Annotated in this window: 17 protein-coding genes; 12 read left to right on the top strand and 5 right to left on the bottom strand. The window is 70.9% G+C overall.

The features are described 5' to 3' along the window. Nucleotides 1-81 precede the first annotated feature (81 nt). The gene (locus ACFZDJ_RS42860) at nt 82-2,085 is read left to right on the top strand and encodes an ATP-dependent DNA helicase (RefSeq protein WP_168511876.1); all 2,004 of its coding nucleotides are present in this window, start codon (nt 82-84) and stop codon (nt 2,083-2,085) included. An 878-nt stretch (nt 2,086-2,963) separates the two neighbouring features. Here the strand turns inward: ACFZDJ_RS42860 and lexA are convergent. Beyond that, nucleotides 2,964-3,740: a transcriptional repressor LexA gene (gene lexA, locus ACFZDJ_RS42855; protein ID WP_054229877.1), complete on the bottom strand. Its 777-nt coding sequence runs from the start codon at nt 3,738-3,740 to the stop codon at nt 2,964-2,966. A gap of 517 nt (nt 3,741-4,257) precedes the next feature. Between lexA and nrdR the strand changes: the two genes are divergently transcribed. Together nrdR and ACFZDJ_RS42845 are read left to right on the top strand one after the other, a co-directional pair. Beyond that, a complete protein-coding gene (gene nrdR / locus ACFZDJ_RS42850; protein ID WP_168511878.1) occupies nt 4,258-4,842 on the top strand; it encodes a transcriptional regulator NrdR in 585 nt (194 codons plus the stop codon). 151 nt (nt 4,843-4,993) lie between these two features. Continuing rightward, on the top strand, nt 4,994-7,897 hold the full coding sequence (locus tag ACFZDJ_RS42845) for a vitamin B12-dependent ribonucleotide reductase (RefSeq protein ID WP_391067459.1): 2,904 nt from the start codon (nt 4,994-4,996) through the stop codon (nt 7,895-7,897). Nucleotides 7,898-8,031: 134 nt separating this feature from the next. Here ACFZDJ_RS42845 and ACFZDJ_RS42840 read toward each other — a convergent pair whose 3' ends face one another. Then, nucleotides 8,032-8,565, bottom strand: a complete 534-nt coding sequence (locus ACFZDJ_RS42840) for a TerD family protein (RefSeq protein WP_391067456.1) — start codon at nt 8,563-8,565, stop codon at nt 8,032-8,034. A gap of 155 nt (nt 8,566-8,720) precedes the next feature. Here ACFZDJ_RS42840 and ACFZDJ_RS42835 point away from each other — a divergent pair, with 155 nt between their 5' ends. The 3 genes from ACFZDJ_RS42835 (at nt 8,721) to ACFZDJ_RS42825 (ending at nt 11,011) form a co-directional block, all read left to right on the top strand. Further along, nucleotides 8,721-9,326, top strand: coding sequence for a YdbC family protein (locus ACFZDJ_RS42835; protein ID WP_099920297.1), 606 nt, complete (start codon nt 8,721-8,723; stop codon nt 9,324-9,326). A gap of 106 nt (nt 9,327-9,432) precedes the next feature. Next, a complete protein-coding gene (locus tag ACFZDJ_RS42830; protein WP_390936404.1) occupies nt 9,433-10,116 on the top strand; it encodes a histidine phosphatase family protein in 684 nt (227 codons plus the stop codon). Next, on the top strand, nt 10,106-11,011 hold the full coding sequence (locus ACFZDJ_RS42825; protein ID WP_391067454.1) for an ADP-ribosylglycohydrolase family protein: 906 nt from the start codon (nt 10,106-10,108) through the stop codon (nt 11,009-11,011). Before ACFZDJ_RS42830 ends, ACFZDJ_RS42825 begins: the two co-directional genes overlap by 11 nt. A 413-nt stretch (nt 11,012-11,424) precedes the next feature. Here the strand turns inward: ACFZDJ_RS42825 and ACFZDJ_RS42820 are convergent, their stop codons facing one another. Next, nucleotides 11,425-12,957 carry a DHA2 family efflux MFS transporter permease subunit gene (locus ACFZDJ_RS42820; RefSeq protein WP_391067451.1) on the bottom strand — a complete coding sequence of 511 codons (1,533 nt, stop codon included), beginning with the start codon at nt 12,955-12,957 and terminating at the stop codon, nt 11,425-11,427. A gap of 196 nt (nt 12,958-13,153) precedes the next feature. Here ACFZDJ_RS42820 and ACFZDJ_RS42815 point away from each other — a divergent pair, with 196 nt between their 5' ends. The 3 genes from ACFZDJ_RS42815 to ACFZDJ_RS42805 all read left to right on the top strand — a co-directional run bounded on the left by ACFZDJ_RS42815 (nt 13,154) and on the right by ACFZDJ_RS42805 (nt 15,301). After that, entirely contained in the window at nt 13,154-13,798 is a 645-nt protein-coding gene (locus ACFZDJ_RS42815; protein ID WP_168511886.1) for a TetR/AcrR family transcriptional regulator, read from the top strand. A 106-nt stretch (nt 13,799-13,904) separates the two neighbouring features. After that, nucleotides 13,905-14,606 carry a ribonuclease HII gene (locus ACFZDJ_RS42810; protein ID WP_391067447.1) on the top strand — a complete coding sequence of 234 codons (702 nt, stop codon included), beginning with the start codon at nt 13,905-13,907 and terminating at the stop codon, nt 14,604-14,606. A gap of 68 nt (nt 14,607-14,674) precedes the next feature. Continuing rightward, complete coding sequence (locus ACFZDJ_RS42805; RefSeq protein ID WP_384915740.1) at nt 14,675-15,301, top strand: hypothetical protein; 627 nt, start codon at nt 14,675-14,677, stop codon at nt 15,299-15,301. 507 nt (nt 15,302-15,808) lie between these two features. On the opposite strand, the gene ACFZDJ_RS42800 is transcribed toward ACFZDJ_RS42805, so the two are convergent. Together ACFZDJ_RS42800 and ACFZDJ_RS42795 are read right to left on the bottom strand one after the other, a co-directional pair. Further along, the gene (locus ACFZDJ_RS42800; RefSeq protein ID WP_384915743.1) at nt 15,809-16,444 is read right to left on the bottom strand and encodes a hypothetical protein; all 636 of its coding nucleotides are present in this window, start codon (nt 16,442-16,444) and stop codon (nt 15,809-15,811) included. A gap of 223 nt (nt 16,445-16,667) precedes the next feature. Beyond that, nucleotides 16,668-18,866: a RecQ family ATP-dependent DNA helicase gene (locus tag ACFZDJ_RS42795; protein WP_390936393.1), complete on the bottom strand. Its 2,199-nt coding sequence runs from the start codon at nt 18,864-18,866 to the stop codon at nt 16,668-16,670. 133 nt (nt 18,867-18,999) lie between these two features. On the opposite strand from ACFZDJ_RS42795, the gene ACFZDJ_RS42790 reads away from it, so the two are divergent. The 3 genes from ACFZDJ_RS42790 to ACFZDJ_RS42780 all read left to right on the top strand — a co-directional run bounded on the left by ACFZDJ_RS42790 (nt 19,000) and on the right by ACFZDJ_RS42780 (nt 23,922). Further along, a complete protein-coding gene (locus tag ACFZDJ_RS42790) occupies nt 19,000-20,520 on the top strand; it encodes a DUF4192 family protein (protein ID WP_391067444.1) in 1,521 nt (506 codons plus the stop codon). A gap of 382 nt (nt 20,521-20,902) precedes the next feature. Further along, nucleotides 20,903-23,032: a glycogen debranching N-terminal domain-containing protein gene (locus ACFZDJ_RS42785; RefSeq protein WP_391067441.1), complete on the top strand. Its 2,130-nt coding sequence runs from the start codon at nt 20,903-20,905 to the stop codon at nt 23,030-23,032. A gap of 131 nt (nt 23,033-23,163) precedes the next feature. Further along, nucleotides 23,164-23,922 (top strand): NUDIX domain-containing protein, encoded by a 759-nt coding sequence (locus tag ACFZDJ_RS42780; protein WP_054229890.1) that lies wholly within the window; start codon nt 23,164-23,166, stop codon nt 23,920-23,922. The last annotated feature ends 4 nt before the right edge of the window (nt 23,923-23,926 follow it).

The raw sequence follows: 23,926 nt of genomic DNA, 5'->3' as shown, positions 1-23,926 counted from the left end.
ACTCGTTCTCGTCTTGATCGCGTCCGTCGGCCGGGCCTTGATCGCCCGATTGTCAGTGGCGCCCCGTAGGCTGGCAACGCTATGACAGAGCCCTCACTCCCCGAACTCCTGCATGCTGCCGTCACTGCCGTCGGCGGTACGGAGCGCCCTGGCCAGGTGACCATGGCCGAAGCCGTCGCGGGTGCCATCGACGACAGCTCCCACCTGCTGGTCCAGGCGGGCACCGGCACCGGAAAGTCGCTCGGCTACCTCGTGCCCGCGCTCGCCCACGGGGAGCGGGTCGTCGTGGCGACCGCCACCCTGGCGCTCCAGCGGCAGCTCGTGGAGCGCGACCTTCCGCGGACCGTCGACGCGCTGCACCCGCTGCTGCGCCGCCGCCCGGAGTTCGCGATGCTCAAGGGCCGGTCGAACTACCTGTGTCTGCACCGGTTGCACGAGGGCGTGCCGCAGGACGAGGAGGACGGCCTCTTCGACCAGTTCGAGGCGGCCGCGCCCACCAGCAAGCTGGGCCAGGACCTGCTGCGGCTGCGGGACTGGTCGGACGAGACCGAGACCGGCGACCGCGACGACCTCACGCCCGGCGTCTCGGACCGCGCCTGGGCTCAGGTGTCCGTTTCGTCCCGCGAGTGCCTGGGCGCCACCAAATGCGCCTATGGAGCGGAGTGCTTCGCCGAGATGGCCCGCGAGCGTGCCAAGCTCGCCGAGGTCGTCGTCACCAACCACGCGCTGCTCGCGATCGACGCCATCGAGGGCGCGCCGGTCCTCCCGCAGCACGAGGTGCTGATCGTCGACGAGGCCCATGAGCTGGTCTCCCGGGTCACCGGTGTCGCCACCGGCGAGCTCACACCCGGCCAGGTCAACCGCGCGGTGCGCCGCGCCGCGAAGCTCGTCAACGAGAAGGCGGCCGATCAGCTCCAGACCGCCGCCGAGGGCTTCGAGCGGCTGATGGAGCTCGCGCTCCCGGGCCGCCTGGAGGAGATCCCGGAGGATCTCGGATACGCGCTGATGGCACTGCGCGACGCCGCTCGTACGGTGATCTCGGCGATCGGCTCCACCCGCGACAAGTCCGTCCAGGACGAGGACTCCGTCCGCAAGCAGGCTCTCGCCTCGGTGGAGTCCGTGCACGACGTGGCGGAGCGGATCACCAACGGCTCCGAGTGGGACGTCGTCTGGTACGAGCGCCACGACCGCTTCGGCGCCTCGCTCCGCGTCGCCCCCATGTCCGTCTCCGGCCTCCTCAGGGAGAAGCTCTTCGCGGACCGCTCCGTCGTCCTGACGTCCGCCACCCTGAAGCTGGGCGGCGACTTCAACGGAGTGGGGGCATCGCTGGGACTCGCCCCGGAGGGCACCGAGGGCGACGACCTCCCGCAGTGGAAGGGCGTCGACGTAGGCTCGCCCTTCGACTACCCCAAGCAGGGCATTCTGTACGTGGCCAAGCACCTCTCCCGTCCCGCGCGCGACGGCGACCGTGCGGACATGCTGGACGAGCTCACCGAGCTGATCCAGGCCGCGGGCGGCCGCACGCTGGGGTTGTTCTCCTCGATGCGGGCCGCCCAGCTCGCGGCGGAGGAGTTGCGCTCGCGCATCCCCGAGTACCCCATCCTGCTGCAGGGCGAGGAGACGCTCGGCGAGCTGATCAAGAACTTCGCGGCCGACCCCAAGACCTGCCTCTTCGGCACCCTCTCGCTCTGGCAGGGCGTCGACGTCCCCGGGCCCAGCTGCCAGCTCGTCGTCATGGACAAGATCCCCTTCCCGCGCCCCGACGACCCGCTGATGAGCGCCCGCCAGAAGGCCGTCGAGGAGAACGGCGGCAATGGCTTCATGGCCGTCGCAGCGACCCACGCGGCGCTGCTGATGGCCCAGGGTGCCGGCCGCCTCGTACGGGCCACCGGTGACCGCGGTGTGGTGGCCGTACTGGACCAGCGCCTCGCGACGGCGCGCTACGGCAGTTACCTCAAGACGTCCCTCCCCGACTTCTGGTACACCACGGACCGCAACCAGGTACGCAGGTCGCTCACCGCGATCGACGCGGCGGCCCGGAAGGCCGAGGAGACGGTGGGGGCGGGGGAGACGGAGGAGGCGTAGGTCTTCCCCGCGGCAGGCTGAGGGACCCGCGCACTCGGCCGCACTCGGCCCGAGGCGGGCCTGCCCGGGTGCCCCTACGGGCGGAGTCGCTCCGCCTCGGCTGCCCCTCCGGCCAAACAACACCACCCACACGGCCACACCCGGGCCCCGCGAACCACCCGTCCTGTGGGCACCCCCAGCTGCCGTGCGGCCCTCAGGCTCGGGATCTCCGTCCCGGGCCTACCACCGGAACGCCCGACACCCGCGCATGCCGCGACCCCCGAGCATGCCGCACGGTGCCCGTACATATCGCTGGGCGCCCGAGCATGCCGCATGGCGCCCGCGCATATCGCTGGATGCCCGAGCATGCCGCACGGTGCCCGCGCATATCGCTCGGCGCCCGAGCACGTTGTCCGGCGCCGCGCATGTCGCCCGGGGCCTACGCATGTCGCAGGGCGCCCGGGCATGTCAGCCGGCGTCAGCGCATGTCGCTGGTCGCCTACGCGTATCGCTCGGCAACGCGTCCGTCGTCCGGCGTCTGCGCATGTCGTCCGGCAGCAACGCATGTTGTCCGGCACCTACGGACGCATATCGCTCGGCGTCCGCGAACATCGTCCGGCGCCCGGAATATCGCCCGACGCCCGCACGTGTCGCCCGGCGCCTACGCGTATCGCTCGGCGCCAACGCATTCCCCTCGGAGCCTGCGGACGATCCTTCTGCCCCCCGCGAGCAAACCCCCTTCGGGGGCGCGTAGTCGTCGGGGCGGACCATCTCTGGACGCCGCGCACGCTGCCCCCGCCCGACCCCCGGAGGGCAACGCACAGGGCCCCGGAACCGGCGCAGGTGGTCCCGGGGCCCGGTCAAGGGCGGGGCGGGGTTGTCCCGCCCGGCGTGTGCTGTCACACGCGCCGCAGCACCGCCACCACCTTGCCCAGGATGGTCGCCTCGTCGCCGGGAATCGGCTGGTACGCGGCGTTGTGCGGGAGGAGCCACACATGGCCGTCCTCGCGCTTGAACCGCTTCACCGTGGCCTCGCCGTCCAGCATCGCGGCCACGATGTCGCCGTTCTCCGCGACCGGCTGGCGCCGGACCGTCACCCAGTCCCCGTCGCAGATGGCGGCCTCGATCATCGAGTCACCGACGACCTTCAGGACGAACAGCTCGCCGTCACCGACCAGCTGCCGGGGGAGGGGGAAGACGTCCTCCACCGACTCCTCGGCCAGGATCGGGCCACCGGCGGCGATACGGCCGACGAGCGGGACGTACGACGCGGCCGGCTTGCCCGCCGTGTCCGTGGGCTGCGCCGAGGACTGGTCGGAGCCCCGGACCTCGTACGCCCGCGGCCGGTGCGGATCGCGGCGCAGGAAGCCCTTGCGCTCCAGTGCCATCAGCTGGTGGGCGACCGACGAGGTGCTGGAGAGGCCGACCGCCTGTCCGATCTCCCGCATCGACGGCGGGTAGCCGCGCCGCTGCACGGAGTCCCGGATGACCTCGATCACCCGGCGCTGCCTGTCGGTGAGTCCCGAGCTGTCGGCGCGGATGCCTGGAGGTCGCCCTGGCAGGGAGCGCTTGGGCCCCTCATGATTCGTGGCTTCGTTCATCGCATGCACCGGCTCGAGTCGGCCCTGGGAGCGGTCCTGGGCAGTGATGGTGGCACTGTCTGCGGTGGTGGTCACGTCGGCCCCTCTCGATGGTCTCCCTGCTGGACAACGGTAGTTGCTTTCGAAAGGTTGCGCCAAACACACGTTCGAGTGAAAAATTGCGGATTGCCTACCGTGATCACATGTCTGGGTGTATAGCCAACGCTGCATCCGGCGGACATAAGGGCTCATTGCTGTACTCTTCACCGCCGGGGCGATGGCCGTGCCGACAGATGTGGGCCGCGGTCCAGTCTGCCATCCGGCACCCCGTAAGTCGGGTACCGGCCCCCTTCCGCGCGCTGACCACGGTATCTCTGCGTGCCCGGGATCGGTATGACCGCGCGGCACATGCCATTACGTGTGCGACACGCGTGTCCTGGGTGAATTTAGGGGTCGATCCCCACATCTAGTGGTTGGATTGCTGTAGCAGCCCAGAAGTTGTGGTCCCCCGGGTCTTCGAGCCTCCGGTCATCGCCTATGCTTGGGGCTGCTTCGAGGGGCCCGAGAGGTCTCGCGAGGTCTATGAGTCGTGCCGTGAAGGAGGGTTGGAGCCATGCACTGCCCCTTCTGCAGGCACCCCGACAGCCGTGTCGTCGACAGCCGTACGACCGATGACGGCACGTCGATCCGCAGGCGCCGCCAGTGCCCCGACTGCTCCCGTCGTTTCACGACGGTGGAGACGTGCTCGCTGATGGTGATCAAGCGGTCCGGCGTCACCGAACCCTTCAGTCGTACCAAGGTCATCAACGGCGTGCGCAAGGCGTGCCAGGGGCGGCCGGTCACCGAGGACGCGCTCGCCCAGCTCGGCCAGCGGGTCGAGGAGGCGGTGCGGGCCACCGGGAGCGCCGAGCTGACCACCCATGACGTGGGTCTGGCCATACTCGGCCCGTTGCAGGAACTCGACCTCGTCGCCTATCTGCGGTTCGCGTCCGTGTACCGGGCGTTCGACTCGCTCGAGGACTTCGAGGCCGCCATCGTGGAACTCAGGGAAGAGACGAGGCAGCGCCCCGCCGCGGACGAGGAAGACGCGGGCGAGGCGGATGCGGACGTGGCAGCCGCGGACGCGGAGCGTCCGGAAAGCGACCGTGGGTCCGGAGGGACCGTCCAGGTCCCCGTGCCCGCCAACGCCGCCGACTGACGGAAGGGCCGACTCGGATCGGCCCCCATCGGTGGCGACCAAAGACCTGTTGCGGGCGGCCGCGTAGCGGCGCGCGCAGCACCAGACACACACCGTGCCATGGGAAGAACGTGGCACTTCAGGGCGTTTTAGCCCGATACAGGGAGGCGGCATGACAGAGACGGCGAGCGGTCCGGCACGAGGTTCCCGCGCCAAGGGCACCAAGGCCAGCAAGGGACTGCGCATCGAGCGCATCCACACCACCCCCGGCGTGCACCCGTACGACGAGGTGGAGTGGGAGCGCCGTGACGTCGTCATGACCAACTGGCGCGACGGCTCGATCAATTTCGAGCAGCGTGGCGTCGAGTTCCCCGGCTTCTGGTCGGTGAACGCGGTCAACATCGTCACCAGCAAGTACTTCCGTGGTGCCGTGGGCACCCCGCAGCGCGAGGTGGGCCTCAGGCAGCTCATCGACCGCATCGTGAAGACGTACCGGAAGGCCGGCGAGGACTACAAGTACTTCGCCTCGCCCGCCGACGCCGAGATCTTCGAGCACGAGCTGGCGTACGCCCTCCTGCACCAGATCTTCAGCTTCAACAGCCCGGTCTGGTTCAACGTCGGGACGCCTCAGCCCCAGCAGGTCTCGGCCTGCTTCATCCTGTCCGTCGACGACTCCATGGAGTCGATCCTCGACTGGTACAAGGAAGAGGGCATGATCTTCAAGGGCGGCTCCGGTGCCGGCCTGAACCTCTCCCGTATCCGCTCCTCCAAGGAGCTCCTCTCCTCGGGCGGCAACGCCTCGGGTCCCGTCTCCTTCATGCGCGGCGCCGACGCCTCCGCAGGAACGATCAAGTCGGGCGGCGCCACGCGCCGCGCGGCCAAGATGGTCATCCTCGACGTCGACCACCCCGACATCGAGGACTTCATCGAGACCAAGGTCAAGGAGGAGGAGAAGATCCGCGCCCTCCGTGACGCGGGCTTCGACATGGACCTGGGCGGCGACGACATCACGTCCGTCCAGTACCAGAACGCCAACAACTCGGTCCGTGTGAACGACACGTTCATGAAGGCGGTCGAGGAGGGCGGCAAGTTCGGTCTCACCTCCCGTATGACCGGCGAGGTCATCGAGGAGGTCGACGCCAAGACGCTCTTCCGCAAGATGGCCGAGGCCGCCTGGGCCTGCGCAGACCCGGGCATCCAGTACGACGACACGATCAACCACTGGCACACGTGCCCGGAGTCCGGTCGTATCAACGGGTCGAACCCGTGCAGCGAGTACATGCACCTGGACAACACGTCCTGCAACCTCGCCTCGCTGAACCTGATGAAGTTCCTCAAGGACGACGGCAAGGGCCACCAGTCCTTCGAGGTCGAGCGCTTCGCCAAGGTCGTCGAGCTGGTCATCACCGCGATGGACATCTCGATCTGCTTCGCGGACTTCCCGACCCAGAAGATCGGCGAGAACACCCGCGCCTTCCGTCAGCTGGGCATCGGCTACGCCAACCTGGGCGCCCTCCTGATGGCGACCGGCCACGCGTACGACTCCGACGGCGGTCGCGCCCTCGCCGGTGCCATCACCTCGCTGATGACCGGCACCTCGTACCGGCGTTCCGCCGAGCTCGCCGCGGTCGTCGGCCCGTACGACGGCTACGCCCGCAACGCGCAGCCGCACCAGCGCGTCATGAAGCAGCACTCCGACGCCAACGCCGTGGCCGTCCGTGTGGACGACCTCGACACGCCGATCTGGGCCGCCGCCACGGAGGCCTGGCAGGACGTGCTGCACCTGGGTGAGAAGAACGGATTCCGCAACGCGCAGGCCTCGGTCATCGCCCCGACCGGCACCATCGGTCTCGCGATGTCCTGCGACACCACCGGCCTTGAGCCCGACCTCGCGCTGGTCAAGTTCAAGAAGCTGGTCGGCGGCGGCTCGATGCAGATCGTCAACGGCACCGTTCCGCAGGCCCTGCGCCGCCTGGGTTACCAGGAGGAGCAGATCGAGGCGATCGTCGCCCACATCGCCGAGAACGGCAATGTCGTCGACGCCCCGAGCCTCAAGCACGAGCACTACGAGGTCTTCGACTGCGCCATGGGCGAGCGCTCCATCTCCGCGATGGGCCACGTCCGCATGATGGCCGCGATCCAGCCCTGGATCTCCGGCGCGCTTTCCAAGACGGTCAACCTGCCGGAGACGGCGACCGTCGAGGACGTCGAAGAGGTCTACTTCGAGGCGTGGAAGATGGGCGTCAAGGCGCTCGCGATCTACCGCGACAACTGCAAGGTCGGCCAGCCCCTCTCCGCCAAGACCAAGGAGAAGGAGAAGTCCGCGACCGATGCCGTCACCGCGAAGGCCGAGGCGACCATCCGCGAGACGGTCCAGAAGGTCGTCGAGTACCGCCCGGTCCGCAAGCGCCTCCCCAAGGGCCGTCCCGGCATCACCACCTCCTTCACGGTGGGCGGCGCCGAGGGCTACATGACCGCCAACTCCTACCCGGACGACGGTCTCGGCGAGGTCTTCCTGAAGATGTCGAAGCAGGGCTCCACCCTCGCGGGCATGATGGACGCCTTCTCGATCGCGGTCTCCGTGGGTCTGCAGTACGGCGTGCCCCTGGAGACGTACGTCTCGAAGTTCACGAACATGCGCTTCGAGCCGGCCGGCATGACGGACGACCCGGACGTGCGGATGGCGCAGTCGATCGTCGACTACATCTTCCGTCGCCTGGCGCTGGACTTCCTGCCCTTCGAGACGCGCTCCGCGCTCGGCATCCACTCCGCCGAGGAGCGTCAGCGTCACCTGGAGACCGGTTCGTACGAGCCGTCCGACGACGAGGTGGACGTCGAGGGTCTGGCCCAGTCCGCGCCCCGCGCGCAGGAGCTGAAGGCCGTCGCCACCCCGAAGGCCGAGGTCGAGGCGGCGAAGCCCGCCCCGAAGCAGGCCCACACCAGTGCCGAACTGGTGGAGATGCAGCTGGGCATCCAGGCGGACGCCCCCCTGTGCTTCTCCTGCGGTACGAAGATGCAGCGGGCCGGTTCCTGCTACATCTGCGAGGGCTGCGGCTCGACCAGCGGTTGCAGCTGACCTGAAGCCCTGAAGGGCGGCACGACCACCGGTCGTGCCGCCCTTCGGCGTTTTCTCGCTCCTAGAGAGAAGGCTGTTTCAGACGTCTCCTACGGAGAGGGCCGTTTCAGGCGTCTCCTACGGAGAGGGCTGTTTCAGGCGTCGTGGCGCGTGCCCATGACGCGCGGGAACTCCGCCGGGTCGGTGTCGTAGCCGTGGATCCCCGGATGGAAGGTCCACTCTCCGGAGGAGTCGCGTACGAACTCGCCGACGGTCGCGGCCGTCGCCCCCAGGACGCCGCCGAAGTTGTCCTCCGCCAGCACGGTGTAGCCCTCCCGCATGCGCAGGCCCGGGTTGAGGACGCCCACGAACGACTTGTGGCCGGAACGCTGCTGGATGAGTACGCCCACCACCACACGCGTGTAGCCGCTGTTGAGGCGGTCGAGTTCCAGCGTCATGACCTCGTCCCAGCCGAAGCCCTTGCCGTCCTTGCTGTCCCGGTTCAGGTAGATGGTGCCGTCCGGGGAGCGGCTGTCGAAGTGCACCACATAGGCGGGACTTCCGTACGGATCGGCGGCCACGTACGTCGCCGCGATGATGTCGAGGTCGGTCGCGGGCTCGCCGACGGGACTCGGGTCCCATTTCACCGCGAGTTCGACCTTGCGGATGCCCTTGTTGAGACCGGTCATTGGATCTCCCCCTCCCCGTCCCCATCTTCTTCAGCCTCCAACTGCTCTGTTGTCAAGGCCCGTTGTCCATCGTGCCACGCGCGCGGGGGCGCTCGCGCGGGTGCACTCTGCCGGAGCGTGACCGGCGCCACGCTCCGTGGCCTTACGATGGCGCGGTGCTGGTCAAGTGGATTCGCTGCACCGTGGTGGACCGCCGCGGTTTCGAGCGGGGGCAGCGAAAGTGGGCGGGGCTGCTGGGTGAGCCGGGATTCCGGGGGCAGGGCGGGGGCTGGAGCCGGGGGCGGCCCGGAGTGGCGCACATCTTCGCCTTCTGGGAGAGCCGTGCCTTCTACGACTCCTTCATGGCCCGTTCGCACGACCGGCTCGCGGCTGCCCAGTCGGGGACCTTCAAGGACTCGCAGGCCAAACTCTTCGATCACCGGTTCGATGTGAAGACCGGCTTCGAGCCGCGCTTCACGGACGCCGACCTGTTGCGGGTGGCCCACTGCCGCATCCACGAGGAACGGGCCGAACACTTCGCGCTGATGCAGGAGAAGGTCTGGAACCCCGCGATGGCGGGCTCGCCCGGCATGGTGCGGGGCCTGTTCGGTGAGGCTCCGGGCCATGAGTTCCTGATCCTGTCCATGTGGCAGTCGGCCGCCGAACACGGTAAATACCGGGCCGAGCGCGTGGAACGGCTCGCGCTGCGCGCCCAGACGGAGGCCGATGTCGCGGCCCTGACCGGCGACATAGTGGCTCTGGAGCCCTCGTGGACGGTCTGACCGGAGTGCCGTCCGCGAGTGTGATCTGCGTGGAGAACATGTGACCTACGCCGTATGGAGCCCGTACGAGTGCTCGATCGGCCGTCAGCCGTTTTAGGGTCTTGGCATGGTTCGACCACGGCGTATCGTCCTTGTCCGGCACGGCGAGTCAGCGGGCAACGCCGATGACACCGTTTATGAACGCGAGCCCGACCACGCTCTGGCGCTCACCGAGAAGGGGTGGCAGCAGGCGGAGGAGACGGGAAAACGGTTGCGGGAGATCTTCGGGCGAGAGCGCGTAAGCGTTTACGTGTCGCCGTACCGCCGTACGCACGAGACGCTCCGCGCCTTCCACCTGGACCCTGGGCTCATACGCGTGCGCGAGGAGCCGCGGCTGCGCGAGCAGGACTGGGGCAACTGGCAGGACCGCGACGACGTACGCCTCCAGAAGGCCTACCGGGACGCGTACGGGCACTTCTTCTACCGCTTCGCGCAGGGCGAGTCCGGCGCTGACGTCTACGACCGGGTCGGCGGCTTCCTGGAGAGCCTCTACCGGAGCTTCGAGGCCCCCGACCACCCGACGAACGTGCTCCTGGTGACCCACGGCCTTGCCATGCGCCTGTTCTGTATGCGCTGGTTCCACTGGACGGTCGCGGAGTTCGAATCGCTGTCGAATCCGGGGAACGCCGAGATGCGGATGCTCGTCCTCGGCGACGACGGGAGGTACACACTTGACCGTCCGTTCGAGCGCTGGTGTGAACCCGAGTCGTACGGGGACGCCGGGATAGAGTGGCAGGGCGATGACCTCTGATTCCTCTCCCGGCGGACGCCTCGACCGCGCCCTGGCCAGCCTGCGTGGACTCGCGGTGGGGGACGCGCTGGGCTCGCGGTTCTTCGTGCCCGTGAACTACCCGCTGCTCAAGCGACGCGAGCTGCCGTCCGGCCCCTGGCAGTGGACGGACGACACCGAAATGGCCTCCTCCGTAGTGGCCGTTCTGGCCCGGCACCGTCGCATCGACCAGGACGCGCTGGCCGGCTCCTTCGCCGAGCACCACGACGTCGACCGGGGCTATGGCCCCGCGGTCAACCGGCTGCTGCGGCAGATCCAGGAGGGGGGCGACTGGCGGGAGCTGGCGTCCGCCCTCTTCAAGGGACAGGGCTCGTGGGGCAACGGCGCCGCGATGCGGATCGCCCCCCTGGGGGCCTGGTACGCGGACGACCCGGAGCAGGCGGTCCACCAGGCGGAGATCTCGGCATACACCACCCACCAGCACCGCGAGGCCGTGGTGGGCGCCATGGCCGTCGCCGCGGCCGCCGCCCTGGCGGCCGACGCAGCGAGCCCGCCGACTGCCGAGGCGCTGCTCGACGGCGTCGTCGCGCTCGTCCCGCGCAGCGCTGTGGGAGCCGGTCTGCGGCGCGCTCGCGACATGCTCGACTACGGGGACACCGCGACGGTCGCCGCCGTACTGGGCTGTGGGCGGCGTACGACGGCGCACGACACGGTGCCGTTCGCACTCTGGTCCGCGGCCCGGGCCCTGGGCGACTACGAAGAGGGCTTCTGGTCGACCGCCCAGGTGGGCGGCGACATGGACACGACCTGCGCCATCGTCGGCGGTGTGATCGCCGCGGGCAAGGCGGGGGCGCCGCCGGGGGAGTGGGTGGAGCGGACGGAGAGCCTGCCGGCTTGGGTGCGGGCGGGGGCGTAGGCCGCGGGGGCGGTTCGGTGACGCCGGGGAGTCCCCGCGGAACGCGTTGCTCCGGCAGGGGCCGGGTGGGCCTCGCGCGGCACGGGTACGGCTCTGGGCTCCGGCGGCTCGTGGGGTGGCGCGTCGCACGGGGTCGTTCGTCGGCGCTGTACAGCAGTGGCCTGCTGGGCCGCCTGCGATGCCGTACCCCGGTCTGACGGCCCTTCCTTGCCGCCGTACAGCTGACCGCGAGGCCCGGACCCCGGTGCCGTACGTCCTCAAGGCCTGCCCCGGTGCCGTACAGCTGCCTTGCAGGGCTGGGCCCCGGGGTGTCGTCCCGCTGTGGATGACCGGACCGCGGTCCGAGCTGTCTGTTGCTCGGACCGGGGCCCGGCCCCTCCGCAGCCCCCGCCTAGCCCCCGACGGGCCCCGCCTCAGCCTCCGGCGGGCCCCGCCGTGCCCGCGAGGGCCTCCAGGTCGCTCTTGCGGACCCGGATCACGAGTGCGGCGGTGGCCAGGGCCAGTACCGCCATCGCGACGGCCGGGACGAAGGCGGTCGAGATGCCCTGGGCGAGCACGTCGTGGCCCCATGGAGCGGGCAGCTGGTGGGTCTTGGCGAACTCTGCCTTCTGTTCGGGCGAGGCGTTCGCCAGGAACTTCGGCAGCTGCTTCTCCGCCTCGTCCCGGCTGGCCGAGCCGAAGACCGTGGTCAGGATGGACAGACCGAGCGAACCGCCCACCTGCTGGGTGACGTTGAGGAGTCCGGACGCGGCGCCCGCTTCGTGCTGGGCGACGCCGGAGACCGCGGTCAGGGTCAGTGTCACGAAGTTCAGGCCCATACCGAAGGCGAAGAGCAGCATCGGGCCGAGCACCCCGCCGACGTACGTGCTGTCGGGGCTCATGAAGGTCAGCCAGCCGAGCCCGAGCGCGACGAGGGCGGAGCCGACGACCATGAACGGCTTAGGCCCGAGGACCGGCAGGAACCGCTGCGACAGCCCCGCTCCGATGCCGATCGCCGCCGTCACGGGCAGGAACGCCAGACCGGCCTGGATCGGGCTGTAACCCAGCACGTTCTGTACGAACAGGACGATGAAGAAGAACATCCCGAACATCGCCGCGGCCAGACTGAGCATGATCACGTATGTGCCGGAGCGGTTGCGGTCGCCGAACATCTTCAGCGGGGTGATCGGTTCCTTCGCCCGGGTCTCGATGAACGCGAAGCCCAGCAACAGGACCAGCGCCGTGGCGAAGGACCCGATTGTGAGGCTGTCGCGCCAGCCCTCCTCCGCGGCGCGGATGAACCCGTACACCAGGGAGGCCATACCGGCCGTCGAGGTGAGCGCGCCCGCGACGTCGAAGCGCCCCGGATGGCGCTCGGACTCGTTGATGTACATCGGGGCGAGCACGGTGATCAGCACACCGATGGGCACGTTCACGAAGAGCACCCAGCGCCAGTCGAGCCACTCGGTGAGCATGCCGCCCGCCAGGAGCCCGATGGCGCCGCCGCCCGCGGAGACCGCGGCGAAGACGGCGAAGGCCCGGTTCCGTGCCGGGCCCTCGGGGAAGGTGGTGGTGATGAGTGCCAGCGCGGTGGGCGACGCTATCGCGCCACCCACGCCCTGGAGGGCCCGCGCGGCCAGCAACTGCCAGGGTTCCTGGGCGAGTCCACCGAGCAGCGAGGCGAGCGTGAACAGCATGATGCCGGTCATGAAGACCCGGCGCCGACCGAGGATGTCACCCGCGCGGCCGCCGAGAAGGAGCAGGCCACCGAAGGTGAGGGTGTACGCGCTGATCACCCAGGTCAGGTCGGTCGTGCTGAATTTGAGCGCGTCTTGAATGTGCGGGAGGGCGATGTTCACAATCGTCGAGTCGAGTACCACCATGAGTTGGCAGGCCGCGATGACGGCGAGTGCGATACCGGGATGCCCCTCCCGGCGGGCCGCTCCTGGCTTTGATTCCCGGACCAATCGAGAGGTTTGAGAGGTTGTCACTATGGGTCCCCCACAAGTGCGTTAGTGAACGCTCGCGTTCACTGTTGCGTCAACGGTAGTGAGTCCCCGACAGTGAACGCAAGCGTTCACTGAAGTCGCCGCCGCGTGTCGCCACTTGACCGCTCGTCCTCCCCGAACTCCCCGCTCCCCCATGCACAACGGAGACACTCAGATGGTTACTTCGCGTTGGACGGCCGCTCCCGCTCAGGCGGCCTCCCTGCGCCGACGCGGTGCGGTGCTCGAACGCGCGATCCTCGACGCCGCGCTCGAGCAGCTCAGCACGGTCGGCTGGAACGGCCTCACGATGGAGGGCGTCGCCGCCCGGGCCCAGACCGGCAAGGCCGCGGTCTACCGCCGCTGGCCGTCCAAGGAGGACCTCGTCGCGGACGCGCTGAAGGCCGGACTGCCGAGCCTGACGGAGGCCCCCGACCTCGGAAGCGTCCGGGACGACCTGCTGGAACTGTGCCGACAGGTACGGGAGGCGATGTACTCGCAGCCCGGATTCGCACTGCGCTCAGTGCTTCACGAATGCGATGTGGCGCAGGCGGAACGCTTTCAGAGTCTGATCATCGGAGGGGTCGTCGAGCCGACCAAGCATCTGCTGCGAGAGATCGTTCACCGGGGAATCGAGCGGGAAGAGGTCCGGCCGGACGCCGCGAACTCCTACGTCTTCGACGTCATTCCGGCGATGATGATGTATCGCTCAAAGGTGTGCGCGAGCGAATGGAGTGAGCGGGATCTGGAAGAGATGATCGATCAGCTGATGGTCCCGCTGCTGCGACGGGCGGGGGCTGATCCGCGGGCGGGCGGGGCCTGACTCCGTGGATCGCCGGGTGACTGGTTCGTGTCGGTGCCGGGGCTGTGGTCGCTCAGGGAAACCTGGGTGTCGCGAGGGGTTCGGGGCGGCGTAGGCTGAGGGCGCCATGCCGTACGAACCACCTACTCACACCGTCGAGCGCTCCCTCCGCGCCACGACCGGAGCGAAGATCATTGCCGGTGTCGACGAGGTGGGCCGTGGTGCGTGGGCCGGCCCGGTCACCGTCTGCGCCGCCGTCACGGGACTGCGTCGTCCGCCCGAGGGCCTCACCGACTCCAAACTCCTCACCGCCAAGCGCCGTACCGTGATGGCCGCGGAGCTGGAGAAATGGGTGACGTCGTACGCCCTGGGGCATGCCTCCCCCGAGGAGATCGACGACCTGGGGATGACCGCCGCCCTGCGCCTGGCCGCGGTGCGGGCCCTGGAGGCCTTGCCCGTCCGCCCCGACGCGGTCATCCTCGATGGGAAGCACGACTACCTCGGGTCGCCGTGGCGGGTTCGTACGGTGATCAAGGGTGACCAGTCCTGCGTGGCCGTCGCGGCGGCCTCGGTGATCGCCAAGGTTCAGCGCGACAAAATGATGGCCGAACTGGGTGTCGACCATGCAGACTTCGGTTTTGCGGCCAACGCCGGGTATCCGTCTCCGGTGCACAAGGCCGCACTGGAGGAACGGGGCCCCACTCCGTACCACCGGCTGTCATGGGCGTATCTTGATGCGCTGCCCCAGTGGCGGCACCTCAAGAAGGTCCGCGGCTGGGCGGACGGAAGCGGTCCGGGGATCGAAGGTCAGCTCGGCTTCGATTTCTGACGGTTCCGCTCGCACTCATGTGCCACCCGCCGACGCGAGTCGCACCGGCGTTTGATAAATATCAGCTCATGCCTCTCATTCCCGAGGAGCCTCAGATTCACGAGAGTGCCCAGGGTCCCCGCGCGACTCCGGCCAGTGGCCGCACCGCGCCGACCCCCCGTCCCGTACCCGGTCCCCGTCCCGCGGCTCCGCCGCGTCCCGGACGTCCGGGACCTGTCCGGCCGATGCCGGCCCAACGCACCCCGCGTGAGCCGGTCGTGGCCACGCCGGGGTCATCCGCCCCGGCGGCCGCGCCCGCTGCCGCCACCCCACAGATCCAGCTGATCCCGGCCTCGGCCGAGGGTGCGCTGGACGCCGCCGAAGAAGCGGTCGACCTGCTGTTGGAGTCGGGCCGAGCCCCCGGTGAGGTGCTGGTGATCACCACCGGCGAACCGCACCCGTGGGCCGCGCACGAACTCTCCTTCGGCGAAGCCGCCTACTGGGCGCAGCACGACGCGGGCGACGACGTCTTCTACGCCGACGCCTCCGTCGCGGGCCGGGTCGCGTCCCGTCCCGTGGTCGTGGTCGCCGTCAACGGCGGTCCCGACGCTGCCGCCGCCACCGCCCTGCCCCTGGCCCTCGGCCGGGCCGGCGCCCTGCTGATCGTCTGCGGCGACCCGCAGCAGATCAACTCGGTGTTGGGCGCCGGAGTCTGAACGAATCCCGGACACCGTCCGGGATTCGCTCGGGCAACGGCAACGGTCGGGGTGATGTCTCGGGCGTGATGGTGGTGCCACTGCGGCACCACCTGTACGGCGGTCGTTTCGTCGTGCCTGGAGCTTGTGTGCCCGAGGGTCGCGCGCGCATGTAGTGCGTGTGCACGGAGTCCGTGTGTACGGAGTCCGTGTTCCTGCAGTCCTGCGGACGGCCACCAGGCCGTCCGGCGATGGCGTACACCGAAGAGACCCCCCGTCCACGGAGACGCCCACCGCCGCCCCCACGGCCTCGGCAGGCAAGCAGTCACTACGGGCGTTCCGCAAGGGCGCGGACGCCGCTGGATCGGGCGCAATTGCTACGGCACTGCCCCCGCCCGGTCCCGCCCGCCGCGGGGGCCGCCACGGCGCGGGCGGACGCGCCCGGGCCGCGGGGACGAGTGCCCCTCAGGGGCCCCCAAAGCTGGCCGGCGCCTGGGCGGGCGCCGACGCCGCACGGCCGCGGCCGACTCAGCGGGCGGCCGCCCGGCGCAGCACCTCCGACGCGGCGCCCCCGGTGCGCGGGAGCGGCGCTGGTGCCTCGGTCAGGGCGAAGGACTCAGGTGGGGAGTCCGCGCTCGGACGGCGTCCGCCACGGCCCTCGCCGAGTACCTGCCAGCCGTCGTGCGTCAGCGTGATGTACGCCCCGCAGCGCAGCCCGTGCAGGGTGCAGGCGTCCCGCAGCCCCCACATCCACGCCCCGTCCTCCTCGGTCCAACGTGCGTCGCCCTCGCGGCAGTAGAGCAGCACCGCCGTGCGTACCGGGGTGCGGCGCCGCAGGTCGTGCGGGATCACCCGGCGCAGCTGCGCCAGCAGGGAGTTGCGGAACATCCAGCCGTCGGCCGGAGCCGACCGCCGGGTGAAGGAGGCGCTCGCCCGCAGCCGCTCGTCCGCGTCGAGGACGGCCACGATGGCGGTCGTGGGTCTCGGCCGGTGCCGTGCGTGCAATCCGCTGACGACCTCCCGGGGATTGCGCAGCAGCGGAATCCCCGCAGCGGCCCATTCGGCGGGTTCGAGCATGCGGGTCAGTGGGTTGGCGGAAGCGGCGGACAGATCGGCAGACGTCGACATGGATGCCGCCGAGGACGGAGCGAATCCGAAGGTCACGGTCCTCCCTTCGGCTACGCGCCCACACAGCGGGCGGGGTCGGACTTGGGGGAGCGCACGCCGCAGCAGAGCCCTACCGGATCACGGGCGAGCCGTACGGGGAGCGGACCTCAATTCTTCCTGTCGAACTTGGTTGCGGCAACGAGCAATTGGGGCCACCGACCGTTTTCCGGCTATACGTCGTGTATATCCCTGCCCACTGTTCTTGATGGCGACACATGGGTCACGCCTGTACGGCCAGGACCAGCGGCAACACCCCCTGCGCCCCGGATCGTCGCAGCATGCGCGCGGCGACCGCGAGCGTCCAGCCCGTCTCGGTGGCGTCGTCCACGAGCAGCACGGGACCGCCTGCTTCCTTGAGGGCGGCTGCCAGCGCGGGCGGCACGGCCAGCGCCCCGTCGAGTGCCTTGAGCCGTTGCGCGCTGTTGCTCCGGTGGACCTGTGAGACGGCCTCGCCCACGTACTCCACGGACCCCAGCAGCGGCAGTCGGCCGACCTCCGCGATCCGCGCGCCCAGCGACTGGATCAACTGTGGACGCCTACGCGAGGCCATGGTGACGACGCCGACCGGGCGCGGCTGCGCGTCGGGCCGCCCGGAGGCCCAGCCGCCGGGCCCCTTCGCCCAGTCGGTCAGGACGCCGACCACGGCCTTCGCCACATCGTCCGGCACGGGTCCGTCCGGTGCCTGGGGTGTGAGCATCGGCCGCAGCCGGTTGCCCCAGCCGATGTCCGAGAGCCGCCCCAAGGCGCGCCCCGGTGCGGCCTGTTCGGCCGCCGGGATTCGCCCCTTCAGGTCGACGCCGACGGCCGGCAGGCCCGTCGGCCACATCTTGCGGGGGTCGACGTCGACACCGGCGCGGCCCAGCTCGCCGTTGGCCGCGTCGAGCGCGGTGGGGGACACGGACGCCTCGAACCGGGCTCCCGCGCAGGTGTCGCAGCGCCCGCACGGCTTCGCCAGCTCGTCGTCGAGCTGGCGCCGCAGAAACTCCATCCGGCAGCCGGTGGTCGACACATAGTCGCGCATCGCCTGCTGCTCGGTGGCCCGCTGCTTGGCGACCCAGGCGTAGCGCTCGGTGTCGTACGTCCAGGGCACGCCTGTGGAGATCCAGCCGCCCTGGACGCGCCGCACCGCGCCGTCCACGTCGAGCACCTTGAGCATCGTCTCCAGACGGGACCTGCGCAGCTCCACCAGGGGTTCGAGGGCGGGCAGCGAGAGCGGCCTCTCGGCGCGGGCCAGGACGTCCAGGGTCCGGCGCACCTGCTCCTCCGGAGGGAAGGCGATCGACGCGAAGTACTCCCAGATCGCCTGGTCCTCCTTGCCCGGCAGGAGAAGCACCTCGGCATGCTTCACCCCGCGGCCGGCTCGCCCCACCTGCTGGTAGTACGCGATGGGGGAGGAGGGGGAGCCCAGGTGCACCACGAATCCGAGGTCGGGCTTGTCGAAGCCCATGCCCAGCGCGGATGTGGCGACCAGGGCCTTGACGCGGTTGGCGAGGAGGTCCTCCTCGGCCTGCTGGCGGTCCGCGTTCTCCGTCTTTCCGGTGTACGAGGCGACGGTGTGCCCGCTCTGACGCAGGAACGCGGTGACCTCCTCGGCGGCGGCCACGGTGAGGGTGTAGATGATGCCCGAGCCCGGCAGGTCGCTCAGGTGCTCGGCGAGCCAGGCCATCCGGTGGGCGGCGTCCGGCAGCCGCAGCACGCCGAGGCTCAGGCTCTCCCGGTCCAGCGGACCGCGCAGGACGAGCGCGTCGGTGCTGGCGCCGGTGCCCAACTGCTCGGCCACATCGGCCGTCACGCGGGCGTTGGCGGTCGCGGTGGTGGCCAGGACGGGGACGCCCGGCGGGAGATCGGCGAGCATCGTGCGCAGCCTGCGGTAGTCCGGCCGGAAGTCGTGCCCCCAGTCGGAGATGCAGTGTGCCTCGTCGACCACGAGCAAGCCGGTCGCAGCGGCGAGCTTGGGCAGCACCTGATCGCGGAAGTCGGGATTGTTGAGCCGCTCAGGGCTCACCAGGAGCACGTCGACCTCGCTAGCGGCCACCTCGGCCTGGATCGACTCCCACTCCTCCGTGTTCGACGAGTTGATGCTCCGAGCGTGGATACCGGCGCGGGCGGCCGCCTCCACCTGGTTGCGCATGAGGGCGAGGAGCGGCGAGACGATGACCGTGGGCCCGGCGCCCCGCTCGCGCAGCAGCGCGGTGGCGACGAAGTACACGGCGGACTTGCCCCAGCCCGTGCGCTGCACGACGAGGGCTCTGCGCTTGTCGGCCACCAGGGCCTCGATGGCGCGCCACTGGTCCTCGCGCAGCCGGGCCTCGCCCGCCGGGGCGCCGACGAGGCGGGCGAGTACGGCATCGGCCGCGCCGCGCAGGTCGGTGTTGGGTGGGTCCGTGTTGGTCGGGGGGCGTGGGTCGTCGTTGCTCATGGCCCCATGCAACCCGATGGGTCGGACATCGCGCGAACGAGGCCGCCGGGTTGTGGACAAGTCGTGTCGTGGTCATGGCCAGGGTTATCCACAGGGCAAAGCGGAATTTCAAGATCCGCGGGATGGTCACGGCATGACGAATCACAGCGAAGCCGCCGGCACGTCCGGTGACAATGACATCAGCGGGCGCGGACGGCACGGGGGAGACAGCGCGGGCCACGCGCCGGGCGGGCGCAGCGGGCGGGGCGAGCACGATGGGCACGACCTGCCCGGGCAGCACCAGGTGACCCTGCGCACACCGGCCGAACTGGCCGATGCCCTGCCCTACCTGCTCGGATACCGGCCCGAGGACAGCATCGTGCTGGTCGCCCTGCACGACGGAGAGAGGCGCGGCCGCTTCGGCGGCCGGGCACGGCTCGGCATCCCGGCCCACGCGGACGACTGGCCGTCCGTCGCCGATCAGCTCGCACAAGGACTGGTGACGGGAAGCGAGCGCAGAGGTGCCCGGCCCGAGAGCATGGTCGCCTACCTCTGTCAGGAGCCGGGGACCGGAGAGTCGGGACGGGACGTCATGGAACGCCTGCGGCCGCTCGCGCAGTTTCTGCGCACGGCCTGCGGTCGCCTCGACGTCCCCGTCGTCGAGGCACTGTGCATCTCCGACGGCCGCTTCTGGTCGTACTGCTGCCCCGGCCAGGGGTGCTGTTCGACCGAGGGACATCCGATGGGACTGCCCGGCACCTCGGTCCTTGCCGCCGCCGCGACCTACGCCGGCCTCCAAGTGCGCGGATCGCTGAGGGATTTCATTGACCGGTTCATTCCGTGGGAAGGCGCGGCCGCACGTGAGCAGCAGGCCGCGCTCGACACGGCGAGCATGGCCCTGGTTCCCAGGATCCTCGACGGCGAGGGCCGTGCGGAGGTGGCCGAGGAGACCCTCGGACGGGCCCGGCAGATCATGAAGCGGTTCGCCGGCGCCCCACCCGTGTCCGGCACACGACCGGCGGACCTCCGCGACGACGGCCTCCTGGAGCACGACGAGGCCGCCACCCTGATCCTCGGACTTCAGGACCGCGCAACCCGCGACCGCGCCGCCGAGTGGATGGAAGGTGACGAGGCCGGCCCGGCCCTGCGCCTCTGGCGGGCGCTGGCCCGCCGCTGCGTCGGCCCCTACGGCGAGCACGCGGCGGCACCCCTCACCCTCGCCGGGTGGGTCGCCTGGTCGACCGGTGACGAACTGGAGGCTCGCGAGGCCCTGGCCATGGCACTCGGCGCCGATCCCGACTACCTCTTCGCCCGTCTCCTGCACCAGGCGTGCAACGAGGGCCTCAACCCGGAGTCGATCCGCCGCTGCCTGCGCGCGGAGCGCACCGGCCGGACAGGGGCGGAAGCGGAACAGCCGGCGGGTCCCGATCGCTCGGCACCGCGCGACGCCGCCGAGCCGCCGGGCACCCCGAACCGACGCCGGCGCAGGGCACGCACGGCGGGGACCGGGGCACCGCGTGGCAGTGGGCGTCACCCCGGGGTGGGTAGCCGGCGTCGGTCCGCTGATGAGGCCGTGCCTGGCGGAGAGGGGCCGGGGCGCGCGCCTGAGTCGACGAGCGAAAGGGCACGTGCCCGCCGCAAGGGCGGTCGGCGGGTTGTGGGGGAGGAGACGTGAGCGTGGGGAGCGGGGCGGATCGACGATTATCGGTTCGGGTGACACATGAGGTGCCCGGGCACCGGATGACACTCCACTCGACGCGGCGGCACGCCCCAGCCCGCGCGGCACGGGCGGGCGGCGCGCGCCCGCGATCTCCAAGCCCGAACCCCTGGCCCCCACCGTCCCCGTACCAGCCGTCCGCGGCATGCCCCACCGGCCATCCCACCGCCATTCGGTCGGCTTGCCCGGCCCAGGGCGTGACCCCGGACAGGGCCGTTCCGTTCACCTGCGTGGCGGTACCCGTGGCCGGGCCGCGCCGCCGAACGCCCTCGCCCCTCCGGATCCCCCCACCCGGCGCCGAGCGCGCCCCAGGCGCACTGACCGAGGAAGCCGCATGCCCATGCCCATTCCACCCTCCCATCCCGACGGCGCCCTCCCGCCGGTGCGCGGGCCCGCTCAGCCCTTCCCGCGTCGCGCCGGTTCGCAGATGCCCTTCGCGGGAGTCGAGAGCGCTTTGAGTCCCTTCGCGGGGCCGGGCGGGCCGACGGCTCGTCACACCCCGCTTCCTGGGCCGCGCCGGACCACGGACCTGCCGCCCGTGCACAACGCCCTGATCTGCGTCGCCCTGCCGGGACTGGCGATCTCCACGGACCAGGGGCAGCTGACCGGCCGCGGGCTGGAGGGGTTCTACCGCGCGGGCCGTCGGACGCTGTCCCGCTGCCAGGTTCGAGTGGCAGGGCGCGAACCACTCGCCGTACAGGCCCGGATGGTCGCCGCGGACCGAGCCCGCTTCGTCGGGACGGTGCGCGCCTCCGCCGACGGCGGCCCGGATCCCGACGTGGTCGTGGAGCGGACGCGCGACGCGGACGGCACGGAGCGGATCACCCTGCGCAGCGCCTCCCCCCGCGCCCTGCGCGTGCCCGTCGAGGTCGCCCTCGGTACGGATCTCGCGGAGCTCGGCTCCGTCGCCTCGGGCCGAGCCGGGCCCGAACTGCCCGCCAGCGTCCACGACTCGGGCTTGCGATGGTCCTGTGCCACCGGGAGCTCGATCGTCACCGCCGACCCACCGCCCGCCGACGCCCTGGCCTCCGCGGGACTGCTCCGCTGGGAGCTCGAACTGCCACCCGGTGGCACCCGGAGTGTGGAGCTGCGGGTGCGACCGGGCGGTGCGGGGCCGGCCAGAGCCGTCGGCCGCGGCGCCACGAGCCCGCTCACCGCAGCCCGGGCCGGCGGTGACGACCCCAGGGTCCAGGCGTTCATGGACACCTGCGTCGAGGACCTCCAGGCGCTAATGCTGCGCGATGCCGCCCACCCGTCGGACACGTACCTCGCGGCGGGGGCGCCGTGGCGATGCGGCCTGGCGCCGGCCGAGGCACTGGTCGCGGCCCGGATGACACTGCCACTCGGCACCCGGCTCGCCGCGGGCACGCTGCGGACCCTCGCCCGCACCCAAATCGCGGCCCCGGGAGCGCAGTGCGGCCTGATCCCCGGCCCGCGCCGGGACGCCGGCCCGCACCTGCCTCCGAGCTGCACGGCCACCGAGGCGACCCTGCTGTTCCCCGTACTGCTCGCGGAGGCCCGGCGGTGGGGACTTCCGGAACAGGAGACCGAGGAACTGCTGCCCGCGGCCGAGCGGTGCCTCGCCTGGCTGCGGACCACCGTCGGGGACGGCACCTATCTGCCCGACCCGCACCCCGGTGGGCCGTTCCGCTGCGAGACACAGGCGCATGCCCACCGCGCGGCGCTGCTGGGCGCCGATCTGCTCGACGCGTACGGACGGCCGGGTGGCGAGGGACTGGTGCAGTGGGCCCAGGAGATGCGGACCGCGTTCCGCGGGGACTTCTGGGCCGAGGACCGGGGAGGCGGCAGACCGGCGGCCGCCCGGGCCCCGGACGGGCGCCTCGTACCCCACCTAGGCGCGAGCACCGCACACCTCCTCGACACGGGACTGCTCGGCTCCGGCATGTTCGCCCCGGGCCTGCTCGACAAGGTGCAGACCGAGCAGCTCGCACGGCTGCTCGGCGGCCCGGTCATGGACTCCGGCTGGGGTCTGCGCAGCCTGGGCGCCAAGGAGGCGGCGTACAACCCCTTCGGACACCGCGGCGGCGCCGTGCGCGTCCAGGAGACCGCGACCGCCGTCACCGGTCTGCTCACCGCGGGCTACGAGAAGGAGGCGAGCGCTCTGTTCCGGGGCCTGCTGGCGGCGGCCGAGACCTTCGGACACCGGCTGCCCGAGATGTACGCGGGAGAGCAGCGCACGGAAGGCGGCGCCCCGCTCCCGCACCCCGCCGCCTGTCGGCCTGCGGCCACGGCGGCGGCCGCCGGGGTGCTGCTCCTCACCTCCCTCGCGGGCATCCGCCCCGACGCCCCGGCCGGGACGGTGACGCTGCGCCCGGTCAGTAGTGCGCCGCTGGGCGAGATCGGACTGACGGGACTGCGGATCGCGGGCGCTCCGTTCTCCGTGCGTGTCAGCAGACTCGGTCTCGCGATGGTGGAGGAGGCGGCCGGCGGACTGCAGTTGGGAGTGTGACCTTGCGCGACGCGTCCTCGAACGGCGACCGGCAGCGGCCGGTGGGACCCGTACAGGACGGAAGTGGATCATCAGTGGAAGCGACTGGCGAAGGGCGTGTTTATCGTCAGGCAGACGACTATGATCGCGGCATGCCCTACGACCCGTCGGCCTTTCCGCCCTTTGCCGTGACCGTGGACCTGGTCGTGCTGACCGTGCGTCGCCATGCCCTGTGTGCGCTGGCGGTACGGAGGGGGGAACAGCCTTTCCAGGGACGATGGGCGCTTCCGGGCGGCTTCGTACGGCCCGACGAGGACCTGGCACAGGCGGCCGCGCGCGAGCTGGTCGAGGAGACCGGGCTGCGCGCCCACGACCCGTCAGCCCCGGCACAGGACAACGGCGCGCACCTGGAACAGCTGGCGACCTACGGTGACCCCAAGCGCGACCCGCGGATGAGGGTGGTCAGCGTCGCCCATCTCGCGCTGGCCCCGGATCTGCCCGCGCCCAGGGCCGGAGGCGACGCCAACAGCGCGCGCTGGGCGCCCGTGGAGGAGTTGCTGCAGCAGGGCGGTTACGGCCGAGACGGAGAGCAGGCTGCACCCCTCGCCTTCGACCACGCCCAGATCCTCTCGGACGGGGTGGAACGCGCCCGGTCCAAGATCGAGTACTCGTCGTTGGCCACCGCCTTCTGCCCCTCCGAGTTCACCGTCGGAGAGCTGCGCCGCGTGTACGAGGCTGTGTGGGGGGTGGCGCTCGACCCGCGCAATTTCCACCGCAAGGTGACGGGCACTCCGGGGTTCCTCGTGCCCACGGGCGGTACGACCACGCGCCAGGGCGGCCGACCCGCGCAGCTGTTCCGCGCCGGCGGCGCCACGTTGCTCAATCCGCCGATGCTGCGCCCCGAGGTCTGACGAG

Source organism: Streptomyces sp. NPDC007896, from assembly GCF_042959425.1.
Lineage (GTDB): Bacteria > Actinomycetota > Actinomycetes > Streptomycetales > Streptomycetaceae > Streptomyces.
Note: the sequence above shows the minus strand (reverse complement) of the source record. Positions and strands in the feature narration are given on the sequence as shown.

Bases quoted from the DNA above. Each gene is read 5' to 3' on its own strand.
- ACFZDJ_RS42860 (WP_168511876.1), top strand. From the start codon at position 82: ATGACAGAGCCCTCACTCCCCGAACTCCTGCATGCTGCCGTCACTGCC.
- nrdR (WP_168511878.1), top strand. From the start codon at position 4,258: ATGCACTGCCCCTTCTGCAGGCACCCCGACAGCCGTGTCGTCGACAGC.
- ACFZDJ_RS42845 (WP_391067459.1), top strand. From the start codon at position 4,994: ATGACAGAGACGGCGAGCGGTCCGGCACGAGGTTCCCGCGCCAAGGGC.
- ACFZDJ_RS42840 (WP_391067456.1), bottom strand. From the start codon at position 8,565: ATGACCGGTCTCAACAAGGGCATCCGCAAGGTCGAACTCGCGGTGAAA.
- ACFZDJ_RS42830 (WP_390936404.1), top strand. From the start codon at position 9,433: ATGGTTCGACCACGGCGTATCGTCCTTGTCCGGCACGGCGAGTCAGCG.
- ACFZDJ_RS42825 (WP_391067454.1), top strand. From the start codon at position 10,106: ATGACCTCTGATTCCTCTCCCGGCGGACGCCTCGACCGCGCCCTGGCC.
- ACFZDJ_RS42815 (WP_168511886.1), top strand. From the start codon at position 13,154: ATGGTTACTTCGCGTTGGACGGCCGCTCCCGCTCAGGCGGCCTCCCTG.
- ACFZDJ_RS42810 (WP_391067447.1), top strand. From the start codon at position 13,905: ATGCCGTACGAACCACCTACTCACACCGTCGAGCGCTCCCTCCGCGCC.
- ACFZDJ_RS42805 (WP_384915740.1), top strand. From the start codon at position 14,675: ATGCCTCTCATTCCCGAGGAGCCTCAGATTCACGAGAGTGCCCAGGGT.
- ACFZDJ_RS42795 (WP_390936393.1), bottom strand. From the start codon at position 18,866: ATGAGCAACGACGACCCACGCCCCCCGACCAACACGGACCCACCCAAC.
- ACFZDJ_RS42790 (WP_391067444.1), top strand. From the start codon at position 19,000: ATGACGAATCACAGCGAAGCCGCCGGCACGTCCGGTGACAATGACATC.
- ACFZDJ_RS42785 (WP_391067441.1), top strand. From the start codon at position 20,903: ATGCCCATTCCACCCTCCCATCCCGACGGCGCCCTCCCGCCGGTGCGC.
- ACFZDJ_RS42780 (WP_054229890.1), top strand. From the start codon at position 23,164: ATGCCCTACGACCCGTCGGCCTTTCCGCCCTTTGCCGTGACCGTGGAC.